Origin of the sequence: Pseudonocardia kunmingensis (assembly GCF_006716445.1) — a bacterium.
GTDB classification, from domain to species: domain Bacteria; phylum Actinomycetota; class Actinomycetes; order Mycobacteriales; family Pseudonocardiaceae; genus Pseudonocardia; species Pseudonocardia kunmingensis.
Genome location: NZ_VFPA01000001.1, coordinates 1,075,991 through 1,090,409, shown reverse-complemented (window position 1 = coordinate 1,090,409; position 14,419 = coordinate 1,075,991). Strand labels below are relative to the sequence as shown.

The following is a 14,419-nucleotide window of genomic DNA, read 5'->3' as shown; positions in this document are numbered from 1 at the left end:
TCCGACCGCTGGTGGTCCTGGCGCTGGGCCCGTTGCTGATGGGCGCCGCAGTCGCGGCCGTGCCCGCGCCGTCGCCGGAGTGCGCGGTGGACGACTCCCGCCTCGACGAGCTGTCCGGCATGGTCGTGCACGACGGCGACCTGTGGGCCATGGGCGACGGCGGCCGCCGCGTGCAGGTCCACCGGCTCGACCGGTCCTCCTGCGCCGTCGTGGACACCCGCACCGCCGACGTCGACCCGTACGACGCCGAGGACCTCGCCGTCGGCCCGGACGGCGCCCTGTGGGTCGGCGACACCGGCGACAACGAGCGGGGCCGCGACACCGTCGCCGTGGTCGTGCTGCCCCGGCGCGGCGACGCCCGGCTGCACCGCCTGACCTACCCCGACGGCCCCCACGACGCCGAGGCGCTGCTGGTGGACGCGAGCGGGCGCCCGTTCGTGGTGACGAAGGAGGTCGGGCGGCCCGCCGGGCTCTACCGCACCGCCGACCCGCCCGACGGCGTCGGGCCCACCCCGCTCCTGCGGGTCGGTGAGCTGGCGCTGCCCGCGTCCGACACCCTCGGCGGCCCGGTCGGCGGCATCGGCTCCCGCGTGGTGACCGGCGCCGCCATGAGCGCCGACGGCGCCGTGGTCGCGGTCCGCACCTACACCGACGCGTGGCTGTTCCCGGTGCAGGACGGGGACCTCGTCGCCGCCCTGAACGAGACCCCCGTGCGCGTACCCCTGCCGGACGAGCCGCAGGGCGAGGCGATCGCGTTCGACGACGACGGCACCCTGCTCTCGGGCTCGGAGACCCGCGGCGGCGTGCTCGGCGAGATCCGTGCGGTCCCCGAGGCGACGGCCATGGCCGGGGCACCGACCCCCGTCGGGACCCGGCCCGTCGACACGTCGGGCACCGGCGCACCGCCCCCCGGCTCGGACCTCGCGGCCGACCCCGGCCCGCCCGACTGGCTGCCCGCGGCGCTCGGCGGCGTGGTCGTGGTGGGGGTGCTGCTCCTGCTGAGCGCGGCGGCCGCATTGCGGGGCCGGCGGCGCTGATCCGCGTGCCGGTGGTGCGCCTGCACGGCCGGCTGGGCCGGGGGAGTGCCGCGGCAGACGCGCGTGGGGCTCGCACGTGTTTCGATGAGAGCCGCACACAGGTCGGCGCCCTCGCACACACGACAGGGGGTGTGTGCCACGGCACCGAGGTGTGTGCGACGGCCGAGATGCGGCCGCACTCGGTGACGCGGGCCTACAGCCGCCGCATCACCGCCACCACCCGGCCCAGGATCGTGGCGTCGTCGCCGGGGATCGGGTCGTAGGCGGGGTTGGCCGGCATGAGCCAGATGCCGCCGTCGCGGCGCTTCAGGGTCTTGACCGTGGCCTCGCCGTCGATCATGGCCGCGACGATCTCGCCGTTCTCGGCCACCGGCTGCTGGCGCACGACGACCCAGTCGCCGTCGGTGATGGCCGCCTCGATCATCGAGTCGCCGCGGACGTTCAGCAGGAACAGCGTGCCCTCGCCGACGATCTCCCGGGGAAGCGGGAACACGCTCTCGACGGCCTGCTCGGCCAGGATCGGGCCACCGGCCGCGATGTTGCCCAGCAGGGGGACGAAGGCGGGCGCGGGGTGCAGGTCGTCGCCCGCGGCGTCCTCGGTGCCGGTGGCGGCAGCCGCGGGGACCTCCGCGACGTCCTCGGGCCCCCGGACGTCGACGGCGCGGGTGCGGTTGGGGTCGCGGCGCAGGTAGCCCTTCCGCTCCAGGGTGCGCAGCTGGTGGTGCACCGAGGACGTGGACGTGAGGCCGACGGCGTCGCCGATCTCCCGCACGCTGGGCGGGTAGCCGAACCGCTCGACCCAGTCGCGGATCACCTCGAGCACCTTGCGCTGCCGCGGTGTGAGCCCGGCGGGTTCGGTGGGCGGGTCGGGGAACGTGCTCACCCGGGCCGTGGCGGAGCGACCCCGCGTGGCGTCGGGGGTGTCGGGGCCGGCCTTGCGGCGGGTACCGGTGCCGGGCTCGTCCCGTGCCATCTGCTCGCGCCTCCTCGTCGTGGGCGGCGCAGGCCGCCCGCTGGGGTGTGGGTGGGGCGCCGGGATGAGGGCGCCCACGCCTCGTCGCGGACGACGGTAGCCCCGATCGGGCTCGTCGCCAAACACATGTTCGAACGACACGCCCGCATTTCTCGATTTCTGTCGGACCGTGGTGGTAGACATCGCACAGACGTTCGTTCGAACACTTGTTCAGGCTCGCGCCAAGCGGGAGAAGCGGAGGCGGCGAAATGCACGAGCACGAGGTGAGCGGGCGCCCGGTCCAGGACCGGCGGGCAGGGGAGCGGCGGCACGCGCCGCGCAGGCGGGCCAGCGGGCCCCGGCCGGTCCGTCCGGGCGTCGTGCCGGTCCGGGTGCGGCCCGCGGAGGCCGAGCGGCCGCGGGTGCGGCGGTCGGCGCCGCTGCGGCACCCGGTGCCGGGGGTGCGGGTGCTCGTCCGGCGCCCGCTCGCCGTGGTGCCCGCGGGCGGGGTGCGCCTGCGGGTTCGCCGGGTGCTGGCCGGGCTGGCCGTCGCGCTGGGCGCCGCCGTCGCGGTGGCCGGGCTCGGCCTGCTGGCCGACGCGGTCGCGGCGCAGCGCTCGGCCGAGGTCCCCGCGCGGGTCGCTCCCGTCGAGCAGACCGTCACGGGCGGCTCCCTCACTCCGGTGCTGCCGGGGCTCGGGCAGGTGCTGAGAGTGACCTCCGGCTGACACTGCGCGGCCGTCCCGCGGTGCTCTGAGGGGGTTCGTCCCGTTCGGACGACACGTCGGCACCGATAGGGGTGTCCTGCTTCCCTCGGCCCCACATCTTGTGGTTACACTCGTGTCGTTCGTCTAGAGGTGGGGTTCTGCAGGAGGGGGAGAGTGCCGATGCGCTGCCCGTTCTGCCGCCACTCGGACTGCCGGGTGATCGACTCCCGGGAGGTCGACGACGGCCAGGCCACGCGCCGCAGGAGGTCCTGCGCGGCGTGCGGCAGGCGGTTCACGACGGTCGAGGAGCCCGTGCTCGCCGTGGTGAAGCGCAGTGGTGTCACCGAGCCGTTCAGCCGCGAGAAGGTCGTCAGCGGCGTGCGGAGGGCCTGCCAGGGGCGGCCGGTCGACGAGGACGCGCTCCAGCAGCTCGCCCACCGGGTGGAGGAGGCCGTCCGCGCGGGCGGCACCGCCGAGATCCCCAGCCACGAGGTCGGCCTGGCCATCCTCGGTCCGCTCCGCGATCTCGACGAGGTGGCCTACCTGCGCTTCGCCAGCGTCTACCGCTCGTTCTCCTCCATCGAGGACTTCGAGAAGGAGATCGCCGACCTGCGCAGACCACCAGGGGCCGACCCGCCGGGCTGATCGGTCCGCCTGTTCGACCGGTCCGGCACACGCCGGCCGATCGCCACGTCCCCGTCATGCGCCACCCATCGACGCCCATCGGCGTCGAGCCGTGCCGCCGATCGCGGCGGTTCGTCCGCCTGCGACGGCACGGTCACCGCACAGCCGAGCACGAGTACCGCCGAGCACGAGCACAGCCGCCAGCACCAGCCGCACCGCAGCACCGCGACCCCGGCGGACCCCAGCCCGCCGGGGCGCGCGCAAGGAGAGGGAGAGCATGACCGAGACCGTCGGAACCGCGACCGGACGAGGGAAGAGGAGCACCGGCAAGGCGGGGAAGCAGGCCGGGCTCACCGTGGAGCGGCTGTACACCACCGCCGGTGTGCACCCCTACGACGAGGTCACCTGGGAGCGCCGGGACGTCGTCATGACGAACTGGCGCGACGGCACGGTCAACTTCGAGCAGCGCGGCGTCGAGTTCCCGGACTTCTGGTCGATCAACGCCACCAACATCGTCACCAGCAAGTACTTCCGCGGGGCCGCCGGGTCGCCGCAGCGCGAGTCCAGCCTGCGTCAGCTGATCGACCGGGTGGTGGGGGTCTACCACCGCGCCGGGGTCGAGAACGGCTACTTCGCCACCGAGCAGGACGCCGAGGTCTTCGCCCACGAGCTCACCTGGATGCTGCTGCACCAGGTCTTCAGCTTCAACTCGCCGGTGTGGTTCAACGTCGGGACGTCGAGCCCGCAGCAGGTCAGCGCGTGCTTCATCCTCGCGGTCGACGACACGATGGAGTCGATCCTCAACTGGTACCGCGAGGAGGGGCTGATCTTCAAGGGCGGCTCGGGCGCCGGCCTCAACCTCTCTCGCATCCGCTCCTCCAAGGAGCTGCTGTCCTCGGGCGGCACGGCCTCCGGGCCGGTCTCGTTCATGCGCGGCGCCGACGCCAGCGCGGGCACCATCAAGTCCGGCGGGGCCACCCGGCGGGCCGCGAAGATGGTCGTCCTCGACGTCGACCACCCCGACATCGAGGAGTTCGTCGCCACCAAGGCCAAGGAGGAGGCGAAGATCCGCGTGCTGCGCGACGCGGGCTTCGACATGGACCTCGGCGGCTCCGACATCACGTCGGTGCAGTACCAGAACGCCAACAACTCGGTGCGCGTCACCGACGAGTTCATGCGTGCGGTCGAGGACGACACCGACTTCGGCCTCCGCGGCCGGATGTCGGGCGAGGTGATCGAGCGGGTCGGGGCGCGCAAGCTGTTCCGCACCATCGCCCAGGCGGCGTGGGAGTGCGCGGACCCCGGCATCCAGTACGACGGGGTCATCAACGACTGGCACACCTGCCCCGAGTCGGGCCGGATCTCCGCGTCCAACCCGTGTTCGGAGTACATGCACCTGGACAACTCCAGCTGCAACCTCGCCTCGCTGAACCTGCTGAAGTTCCTCGGTGACGACGGGCAGTTCGACGGGGCCCGGTTCCAGCGGGCCGTCGAGCTGATCATCACGGCGATGGACATCTCGATCTGCTTCGCCGACTTCCCGACGGACCCGATCGCCGACACCACGCGCAAGTTCCGCCAGCTGGGCATCGGCTACGCCAACCTCGGCGCGCTGCTGATGGCCACCGGGCACGCCTACGACTCCGAGGGCGGGCAGGCGCTCGCGGCCGCGATCACGTCGCTGATGACCGGCGCCGCCTACAAGCGGTCGGCCGAGCTGGCCGGTGTCGTCGGCCCGTACGAGGGCTACACCCGCAACGCCGACGCGCACCAGCGCGTCATGCGCAAGCACGCCGCGGCGAACGACGACGTGCGCACCTTCCCGGCGAGCAGCCCGGTCCACAAGCTGGCCACGCTCGCCTGGAAGGAGTGCCTCGCGGTCGGTGACCGCAACGGCTGGCGCAACGCCCAGGCGTCGGTGCTGGCCCCCACCGGCACGATCGGCCTGATGATGGACTGCGACACCACCGGGATCGAGCCGGACCTGGCGCTGGTCAAGTTCAAGAAGCTGGTCGGCGGCGGTTCGATGCAGATCGTCAACCAGACGGTGCCGCGCGCGCTCGTGAAGCTGGGCTACCAGGCCGAGCAGGTCGAGGCGATCGTCGAGTACATCGCCGAGCACGGTCACGTCATCGACGCCCCCGGCCTGCGTCCGGAGCACTACGAGGTGTTCGACTGCGCGATGGGGGAGCGGTCCATCGCGCCGATGGGTCACGTGCGGATGATGGCCGCGGTGCAGCCGTTCCTGTCCGGCGCGATCTCCAAGACGGTCAACATGCCGGAGGCGGCCACCGTCGAGGACGTCGAGCGGATCTACCTCGAGGGCTGGCGCCTCGGGCTCAAGGCGCTCGCGATCTACCGCGACAACTGCAAGGTGGGCCAGCCGCTGTCGGCGGGCAAGGAGGCCAGGAAGGCCGACACGGCCACCGTCGAGGCGGCGGCCCCCGTCGAGGCCCGCCCGGTGCGCAGGCGCCTGCCGAAGAAGCGCCCGAGCGAGACCGTGTCGTTCACCGTCGGCGGTGCCGAGGGCTACCTCACTGCGGGTTCGTACCCCGACAACGGCCTCGGCGAGATCTTCGTCAAGCTCGGCAAGCAGGGCTCCACGCTGGCCGGTGTGATGGACGCGTTCTCGATGTCGATCTCGGTGGGCCTGCAGTACGGCATCCCGCTGGAGTTCTACGTCTCGAAGTTCTCGAACCTGCGCTTCGAGCCCGCGGGGATGACCGACGACCCGGACGTGCGGATCGCCACGAGCGTGCTGGACTACCTGTTCCGCAGGCTCGCCCTGGACCACCTGCCGTACGAGAAGCGGGCCGAGCTGGGCATCTTCTCCGCGGAGGAGCGCACCGCGCAGGTCGCGAGCACCGACTACGGCACGGGCGAGGTCGACATGGAGGCCCTGCGCTCCACGGTCGACGCCGCACCCGCCGCCGAGCGGGCGGCCGAGCCGGCCGCGTCGACCGCCGCCCCGGTCGAGGTGGGCAGCTCCACGGAGCTGCTGGAGCTGCGGCTGGGCAAGGCCGCCGACGCGCCGCTGTGCATGACCTGCGGCACGAAGATGCGCCCCGCGGGCTCGTGCTACCTGTGCGAGGGCTGCGGCTCCACCAGCGGCTGCAGCTGATCCCGGGAGTCGCGACGGCGGCGGAGGGCCGGCCCGTGCCGGCCCCCCGTCACTGTCGTCGACGGCCGGTGGTCACGGGGAGGTGTCCGCCCGCAGGTCGGAGGGCGTCCGCCCGGCACGCCGACCGCCCTTGGCCCACAGCAGGGACCCCGGCCTGCGGGCCTCGCGGCGGATCTTCCACACCCCGAGCTTGCAGGTGAGCTCCTTGTACGCGGCGCCGGCGCGGCCTCCGAAGGAGAAGTCCACCGGGGTGTCGTCCTTGCGGGCGAGCTGTCGCACGCCTGCGCTGCGGCCGAGGCTGACGCACGACCCGACGAAGCCGAGGTCGATCTCGGCAGGCTCGGTTCCCGCGATGCGGCTCAGCACGGTGTCGGCGGCCTGCGCCCCCAGCGGCGCGGCGGCCTGGGCGCTCATCCGCAGCGGGAGGCCCGACGGTGCGGCAGCGTCTCCGGCCGCCACGATCCGGGTGTCGTCGACGCTGGTCAGCGTCTCGTCGGTGCGCAGCCGGCCGAGCTCGTCGGTGCGCAGCCCGCTCGCCGTCGCCAGTCCCGGCACGCCGAAACCGGCCGCCCAGATCGTCAGCGCGCTCGGGTGCACCGTGCCGTCGGCGAGGACGACCGCGTCGGACCGGACCTCGGCCACCACAGCGGCCTCGAGCACGGCGACGCGGTGCCGGGACAGCCACCCGGCCACGGATCGGCGCGCCCGCGCGGCCACCGAGGGCGCCAGGACGCCGCCGCACACCAGCGTGACCCGCCTACCCTGCTCGGCCAGCTCGGATGCCGTCTCGATGCCGGTCAGCCCGGCGCCGACCACGATGATCGGAGCATCGGAGGGGAGCTCGGCCAGCCTGGCGCGCAGCCGCTGCGCGGGCTCCCACTCGGCGATGCAGTGGGCGAGCTCCGCCGCGCCGGGCACCGTCGGCGGGGTCGCCCCGGTACTGCCGACCGCGTACACGACGTAGTCGTAGCCGAGTGCGCGGCCCGACGACAGCCGTACGGCGCGGGCGGCGGTGTCGAGGCACGTGACGTCGTCGACGACCAGGTGGACGCCCTCGCCCAGCAGCGTGCCGTAGTCCACGCCGGCCTCGCCGGTGCCGGCCACGACCTGGTGGAGCCGGATCCGGTCGACGAACATCGGGCGGGGGTTGACGAGGGTGACGTCGACGTCGTCGCGCATCCGCAGCCGGTTGGCCGCGACCGCTCCGGCGTAGCCGCCGCCGATGACGACGACCTGGTGGGACGTGGGGCGTGCCGGTGTGGGCATGGTGGGGTTCCCTTCTCGGTCTCACCGGTCCGACAACGCAGGACGTCGCGATGTGAGCCGGCGCGGACCTCACAGTTCGCTGCGCTGTCCTGTCGAACGGGGGAGAAGGCGACCGAGGGAGTCGAGGACACGATGACCACGTCCGAGCCAGGCCTGAGCGCGATCACGGGCGAGCGCCGTCAGCTGACCAACCTGGCGTACCGGCTCCTCGGCTCCCTCGCCGACGCCGAGGACGTCGTCCAGGAGACCTACGCCCGCTTCTACGCCATGTCCCGGCAGCAGCAGGACGCGATCGAGTCCCCGGGCGCCTGGCTGAGCACCGTCGCGAGCCGCCTGTGCCTCAACGTGCTCTCCTCGGCACGCGTCCGGCGGGAGACCTACGTGGGCGAGTGGATCCCGGAGCCGCTGCCCGAGCCGGCGGAGTGGCGGGGCGGACGATCGGACGGGCGGAGCATCGATCCGGCCGACCGGATCACCCTCGACGAGTCGGTCACCATGGCCTTCCTCGTCGTGCTCGATGCGATGACCCCCGCCGAGCGCGTCGCGTTCGTCCTGCACGACGTCTTCCGCTACCCCTTCGCCGAAGTGGCGGAGATCGTCGGCCGGACTCCGGCGGCGTGCCGCCAGCTGGCCTCCTCCGCCCGCCGCCGCATCCGCGCCGCGCAGGCACCCGCGGCCCCGGCCTCGAGGCAGGCCGCTGTCGTCAGGAGCTTCAAGCAGGCCTGGGAGGCCGGGGACATCGACGCCCTCATCGGTCTCCTCGACCCCGACGTCAGGGCGACCGCCGACGGCGGTGGCCTGGTCAGCACCGCGCTCCACCCGATCGAGGGCGCCGAGCGGATCGTGCGCTCCCTGGTCCGGCTCGCCGGCCGGCTGCGCGACCAGACGATCCTGGAGCGCACGGTCAACGGCAGGCCAGGCCTGGTCGTGCAGCGCGACGGCGTCACCGTGACGGTGGCGGCCTTCCAGGTGGAGGGCGACCGGATCACGCGCATCTGGGCGGTGCGCAACCCCGACAAGCTCCGCTCGTGGATGACGGGCTGAGGCGCACTCCTCACCCCGGTTCGCCGGCGGCCCAGTTCCAGCCCGTGATGGTGGAGCGCATCCGCCGCGCGGCGCTCGACAGGTGGCTGTCGGCGCCCCAGTACAGCGTGACCGTGCGACGGCAGTCGGGGCTGTCGACGGGGATCCACGCGAGCGGGGCGCGCGCGACGCTGCGGCGGGCGAAGGCCGGCACGAGGCCGATGCCGAGTCCCGCGCCGATGAGGTCCGCGATGGCGCTGGGCTCGTCGCTCTCGCAGACGATCTTCGGTGCGAGCGCGCTGCCGGCGAAGAGGCGGTCGTGCAGCCGCCGCACCCAGTGCCCCTCGCGGGCGGTGACGAAGGGCTGGTCGACGAGCTCGTCGACCCCCACGGACGTGCGCGCCGCGAGCGGGTGGTCCAGTGGCGTGCCCACGCCCACCGCCTCGTCGAACAGCTGGGTCGATTCCAGGCCGTCGGCGCGGATCGGCTGCGAGGCGACGCACAGGTCCACGTCCTGCGCCCGCAGGCGGCGTGCCATGTCCTCGGCGGGCGCCCAGTGGAGCTCGATCTCGACGGCGGGATGGGCTCGCTTGTAGGCCGCGACCGGACCGGTGAGCGTGAGGAAGGTCTCCGACACCAGCCGCACGGAGCCGACGCCCTCGTCGGCGGCCTCGGCGACGGCGCGGCGCCCCGCGTCGAGCTCTCCGAGGGAACGCTCGACGTGGTCGCGGAAGAGCCGGCCCGTGTCGTTGAGCCGGAGCCGGCCGCTCCGGTCGAACAGCGGTGTGCCCAGTTCGCCCTCCAGCCGGGCGATGGTGCGGCTCAGCGACGGCTGGGCGACGCGGAGCTCCTCGGCCGCCCGGCTCAGGTGCTCCAGCCGCGCCACCACCAGGAACTGCCTGAGCGAGTTCAGCTCCACCATGCCTCCTGAGTCATAGCCTCATAGCGATACTGATCTTAGACATGATGACAACACGGGCATAGCGTCGCGGGTGCTCGCATCGGGAAAGCACAGGAGGACACACCGCATGACCACCCGCTTCCCGGGATCGCCCGCGTGGCTGTTCCGGGCCGTCGTCAGCGCGCACGTGCTGGCGATCCTCGGCCAGCCGGTGTTCGCCGGGGTGTACCTGACCGGCGACTTCGACGGCCTGCGCTGGCACGCGCTCGGCGCCGACGTGGTCACGTCCATCGGCTACCTGCAGGTGATCGCGGCGATCGCGGTCTGGGTGCGGCTGGGCCGGGCGTGGCCGTTCCTGGCCACCACGGCGGTGGTGGTGGCCGAGACCGTGCAGTACTTCGCCGGCCTGGACGGCGCGCTGTGGCTGCACCTCCCGTTGGGCGTGCTGACCGTCGCCGCGCTCGTCGTGCAGTTCGTCGCCGTCTGGCGCCGTCCCCTCGTGCGGCGGGAGGCCCGCGGTGCGTGAGCCGGACCACCGCGCCGACGCAGGCGGCATGACCAGGCGGCGGGTGCTGGGCATCGGCGGGGCGCTCGGGCTGATGGCGGCCACGGGGCTGACGACCTCGGCCGCGCTGGCCCGGCGCCCGGCGGTCACCGGCGCCGAGCTGCGCAGCGCCGTGCCGCTGCCGCCGGCCTTCCAGGTGCCGCTGCCGGTCCCCGCCGTGCTCGAGCCCGTCACCACCTCGGGCGGCACCGATCGGTACGAGATCACCCAGCGCGAGGCGAGCGCGGAGATCCTGCCCGGCATCACCACGCCCCTGTGGACCTACGGCGGCACGTTCCCCGGGCCGACGATCGAGTCGCGCCGCGGCCGGCCGGTCACCGTGACCCACCGCAACGAGCTGCCGCTACCGACCGTCGTGCACCTGCACGGCGGCCGGACGCCCGCGGACTCCGACGGGTACCCGACCGACCTCGTCCTCCCGGCGGGCGGGCACGAGGCGCACACGGGGCACGCCTCCGCCCACGGCCCCGCGCACGGCATGCACGACCCGCGGGCGGTGGTGACCGAGCGGACGCGGGACTACACCTTCCCGCTGGACCAGCGGCCGACGCTGCTGTGGTACCACGACCACCGCATGGACTTCACCGCCCCGGCGATCTGGCGCGGCCTGGCCGGGCTGCACGTCGTCCGCGACGACGCCGAGGACGACCTCGGCCTGCCCGCGGGGCCGCGCGAGCTGCCGCTCATGATCACCGACCGGTCGTTCGCCGCCGACGGCGGCCTCGCCTACCCCTCGCTGGACCCCAGCCTGCGCGAACGGCCGGGCGTGCTCGAGCCCTACCTCGCCGGGGTCCTCGGCGACGTGATCCTGGTCAACGGCGCCCCCTGGCCCGTGCACGAGGTCGACGCCGCCCGCTACCGGCTGCGCATCCTCAACGCCTCCAACGCCCGCCACTACGAGCTCGAGGCGGTCACCGACGACGGGCGCCGGCTCGACCTCGTCCAGATCGGTGCCGACCAGGGGCTCCTCGCCGCGCCGGTCACCCACCGGCTGCTGCCGGTGGCGCCCGCCGAGCGCTACGACGTGGTCGTCGACTTCTCCGGGGCCCCGGTCGGCAGCCGCGTCAGCCTCGTGAACCGGCTCGGCTCGGGCCGCACCCGCGACGTGATGGCCTTCCGCGTCGCGCGCCGAGCCCTCGACGAGAGCCGCGTCCCGGGCACGCTGTCCACCGACCTGCCGGACTGGCGACGGTCGGACGCCGTCCGCGTGCGCGACTTCGCCTTCCGGGCCGGGCGGATGCGCGGCGACCACGGATGGCTGATCGGCGGGCTGCCGTTCGACCCCGCCCGCTCCGACGTCGCCGTCGGGCTCGGCGAGGTCGAGGTGTGGCGGCTGGTCGCCGACGTCCACCACCCCGTGCACCTGCACCTGGTCGGGTTCCGGGTGCTGTCGCGCAGCGGCAGGCCGCCGCTGCCGCACGACGCGGGGCTCAAGGACACGGTCTCACTGCGGCCGGGCGAAGCGGTGGAGATCATCACCCGGTTCGACGGCTACCGCGGCCGCTACCTGTTCCACTGCCACAACGCCGAACACGAGGACATGGGCATGATGGCCAACCTGGAGGTCGTCTAGCGCGCGTCGACCAGGTCGGGGTCGCGCCAGTCCGGCTCCGCGAAGTACTTCCTGGTCTCGGCGATGACGACGCCGGAGAGCACCAGCAGGCCGATCAGGTTGGGCACGGCCATCAGGCCGTTGGCCACGTCGCTGAAGGTCCAGGCCAGGCTCAGCTCCGAGGTGGCGCCGACGTAGGCGACCGCCACGAACAGCAGCCGGAACGGCAGCACGGCGGCGCGGCCGACCAGGAAGTCCAGGCAGCGCTCGCCGTAGTAGGACCACCCGACGAGCGTGGTGAAGGCGAAGAACATCAGGCTGATCGCGACCACGTAGCCGCCGATCGGCGCCAGCGCCGGGGAGATGCCGCCGAACGCCTCGGTCATCGCCCAGTTCGTCATCAGCGAGCCGTCGCCGGTCTCGGCCTGGGTGTTCCAGGCCCCGGTGACGATGATGACCAGGCCGGTCATGGTGACCACGATGATGGTGTCGATGAAGGTCTGGGTCATGGAGACCATGGCCTGGCGCACCGGCTGGGCGGTCCTGGCCGCGGCCGCCGCGATGCCCCCGGTCCCCAGCCCGGACTCGTTGGAGAAGATGCCGCGCGCCATGCCCTGCTGCATCGCGAGCAGGAAGGTGGCGCCGGCGAAGCCGCCGACCACCGACGTGCCGGTGAAGGCGTCGCTGACGACCAGCGCCAGCGCGGCGGGGATGTCGGCCACGTGCACCGCCAGTACGAGCAGGGCGGAGACCACGTAGACGATGATCATCAGTGGGACGGCGCCGGCGGCGAACCGGCCGATGCTCTTGATCCCGCCCAGGATGACGGCACCGACCAGGACGACCATCCCGAGACCCGAGGCCCAGGTGGGGATGCCGAAGGTGGAGTCGAGCTGGGCGGCCACCGCGTTGGCCTGGGTCATGTTGCCGATGCCGAACGAGGCCACGGCGCCGAAGAGGGCGAACAGGAAGCCCAGCGCCACGCCGACGCGGGCGCCGGTGCTGCCGGCGCCGAACTTCTCGGCGAGACCGTGGCGCAGGTAGAACATCGGGCCGCCGCTCATCTCGCCCTTGGAGTCGGGGCGGCGGTAGCGCACGCCGAGCAGCGCCTCGCTGTACTTGGTGGCCATGCCCAGCAGGCCGGTCACCCACATCCAGAACAGCGCGCCGGGGCCGCCGACCCCGATCGCGAGGGCCGCACCGGCGATGTTGCCGACGCCGACCGTGGCGGCCAGCGCCGTGCTCAGCGCCTGGTAGTGGGAGATGTCCCCCTCGCCGCCCTTCTCGTTGCGCCGGACGAGCGCCAGCCACAGGGCGTGGAACAGCACGCGGAACTGCAGACCGCGCAGCCGCACCGTGAGGTAGACACCCACGACCAGCAGCAGCGGGATGAGGAAGAACGGCCCCCAGATGAAGGAGGACGCGGCGTCCAGGAATGCCTGGATGGCATCGGTCATTGCAGGTGTCCCTCGGCTTCGCGGAGAAGGTGACGGCGCCGCACAGCAGTATCACGGTGGTCACCTCCGCCCCTCGGCGGCCGACCCGGGACGTAACGTGTCCTCCCGGCGCACCGGGGCGCACCGGGCGCAGGAGGGATGCCACGCGTGATCTTCGAGGACGACCCGGCAGGGGACTGGACGGCTCCCGGCGTGTACCGCTGCGCCCCGGGGGTGCACCGGATCCCGTTGCCCCTGCCGAACGACGGGCTGCGCGCGGTGAACGTGTACGCCCTCGCCGACGGCGACGGCCTCACGCTGATCGACGCCGGCTGGGCGCTGTCGCGGGCCCGCGAGGTCCTCGACGCCGCGCTGGGGCAGCTCGGGGCGGGCTTCGGCGACGTCCGGCGCTTCCTGGTCACCCACGCGCACCGCGACCACTACACGCAGGCGGTGGCGCTGCGCCGCGAGTTCGGCACACCGGTGGCCGTCGGCCGCGGGGAGCAGCCCTCCCTCGAGGCGCTGAACCGGCCGCCGACCGGACCGGCGCACCGCGACCGGCTGCGCCGTGCGGGCGCGCAGGAAGTGATCCGGCAGCTGGAGGCGCTCGGCGAGCGATCGTTCGACCCGGCCGACTGGGGGCTGCCCGACGAGTGGATCGAGGACGGCGCCGAGATCGTCGTCGACGCCGACGCGCGGGACCGCCGGGTGCTCCGGGCCGTCGCCACGCCCGGGCACACGCGCGGGCACGTCGTGTTCGCCGACGAGGCCGGTGAGCTGCTGTTCGCCGGTGACCACGTGCTCCCGCGGATCACGCCGTCGCTCGGGCTGGAGCCGAAGCCGCCCGCGAGCCCGCTGGCCGAGTTCCTCGCGTCCCTCGAACTGGTGCGCAACCGCCCGGACGCGGTGCTGCTCCCCGCGCACGGACCCACCGGCATGAGCGTGCACCAGCGCGTGGACGAGCTGATCGCCCACCACGCGAAACGCCTCGACGCCACGCTCGCCGCCGTGGAGGCGGGGCGGTCCACCGCCTACGAGGTGGCCGAGGTGCTGCCCTGGACCCGCCGGGACACGCCGCTGGCCGAGCTCGACCTGTTCAACGCGATGCTCGCCACCCTGGAGACCGGGGCGCACCTGGAGGTGCTGGCCGAGCGGGGCCTCGTGACCGCTCGGGAGCAGAACGGCATCGTCCACTACACATCGTGATAACGATTCACTCTTCGTAGAACCCCACC

The 14,419-nt window shown here is 73.4% G+C and carries 12 protein-coding genes; 8 read left to right on the top strand and 4 right to left on the bottom strand.

The features are described 5' to 3' along the window. Window positions 1–11: 11 nt before the first annotated feature. Window positions 12–1,037, top strand: coding sequence for an NHL repeat-containing protein (locus tag FB558_RS05205; RefSeq protein WP_142048614.1), 1,026 nt, complete (start codon window positions 12–14; stop codon window positions 1,035–1,037). Between the two features lie 193 nt (window positions 1,038–1,230). Here FB558_RS05205 and lexA read toward each other — a convergent pair whose 3' ends face one another. After that, on the bottom strand, window positions 1,231–2,010 hold the full coding sequence (lexA, locus tag FB558_RS05200) for a transcriptional repressor LexA (RefSeq protein WP_142048612.1): 780 nt from the start codon (window positions 2,008–2,010) through the stop codon (window positions 1,231–1,233). 248 nt (window positions 2,011–2,258) lie between these two features. Here lexA and FB558_RS05195 point away from each other — a divergent pair, with 248 nt between their 5' ends. From FB558_RS05195 to FB558_RS05185, 3 genes are all read left to right on the top strand, one after another. Beyond that, the gene (locus FB558_RS05195) at window positions 2,259–2,717 is read left to right on the top strand and encodes a hypothetical protein (protein WP_142048611.1); all 459 of its coding nucleotides are present in this window, start codon (window positions 2,259–2,261) and stop codon (window positions 2,715–2,717) included. A gap of 159 nt (window positions 2,718–2,876) precedes the next feature. Beyond that, window positions 2,877–3,341 (top strand): transcriptional regulator NrdR, encoded by a 465-nt coding sequence (gene nrdR, locus FB558_RS05190; protein ID WP_094925541.1) that lies wholly within the window; start codon window positions 2,877–2,879, stop codon window positions 3,339–3,341. A gap of 256 nt (window positions 3,342–3,597) precedes the next feature. Continuing rightward, window positions 3,598–6,441 carry a vitamin B12-dependent ribonucleotide reductase gene (locus FB558_RS05185; protein WP_142048609.1) on the top strand — a complete coding sequence of 948 codons (2,844 nt, stop codon included), beginning with the start codon at window positions 3,598–3,600 and terminating at the stop codon, window positions 6,439–6,441. Window positions 6,442–6,513: 72 nt separating this feature from the next. Here the strand turns inward: FB558_RS05185 and FB558_RS05180 are convergent, their stop codons facing one another. Then, entirely contained in the window at window positions 6,514–7,707 is a 1,194-nt protein-coding gene (locus FB558_RS05180) for an NAD(P)/FAD-dependent oxidoreductase (RefSeq protein WP_142048607.1), read from the bottom strand. Between the two features lie 132 nt (window positions 7,708–7,839). On the opposite strand from FB558_RS05180, the gene sigJ reads away from it, so the two are divergent. Next, entirely contained in the window at window positions 7,840–8,751 is a 912-nt protein-coding gene (gene sigJ / locus FB558_RS05175; RefSeq protein ID WP_142048605.1) for an RNA polymerase sigma factor SigJ, read from the top strand. 10 nt (window positions 8,752–8,761) lie between these two features. Here the strand turns inward: sigJ and FB558_RS05170 are convergent, their stop codons facing one another. Beyond that, window positions 8,762–9,652: a LysR family transcriptional regulator gene (locus tag FB558_RS05170; RefSeq protein ID WP_246106258.1), complete on the bottom strand. Its 891-nt coding sequence runs from the start codon at window positions 9,650–9,652 to the stop codon at window positions 8,762–8,764. Between the two features lie 106 nt (window positions 9,653–9,758). Between FB558_RS05170 and FB558_RS05165 the strand changes: the two genes are divergently transcribed. Continuing rightward, entirely contained in the window at window positions 9,759–10,157 is a 399-nt protein-coding gene (locus tag FB558_RS05165; protein ID WP_142048603.1) for a hypothetical protein, read from the top strand. A 28-nt stretch (window positions 10,158–10,185) separates the two neighbouring features. After that, a complete protein-coding gene (locus FB558_RS05160; RefSeq protein ID WP_142053711.1) occupies window positions 10,186–11,769 on the top strand; it encodes a multicopper oxidase family protein in 1,584 nt (527 codons plus the stop codon). Here the strand turns inward: FB558_RS05160 and FB558_RS05155 are convergent. Then, on the bottom strand, window positions 11,766–13,193 hold the full coding sequence (locus FB558_RS05155; RefSeq protein WP_459216008.1) for an alanine/glycine:cation symporter family protein: 1,428 nt from the start codon (window positions 13,191–13,193) through the stop codon (window positions 11,766–11,768). The two genes, FB558_RS05160 and FB558_RS05155, sit on opposite strands and share 4 nt — an antisense overlap. A gap of 150 nt (window positions 13,194–13,343) precedes the next feature. Here FB558_RS05155 and FB558_RS05150 point away from each other — a divergent pair, with 150 nt between their 5' ends. After that, on the top strand, window positions 13,344–14,390 hold the full coding sequence (locus tag FB558_RS05150; protein WP_142048599.1) for an MBL fold metallo-hydrolase: 1,047 nt from the start codon (window positions 13,344–13,346) through the stop codon (window positions 14,388–14,390). Window positions 14,391–14,419 lie beyond the last annotated feature (29 nt).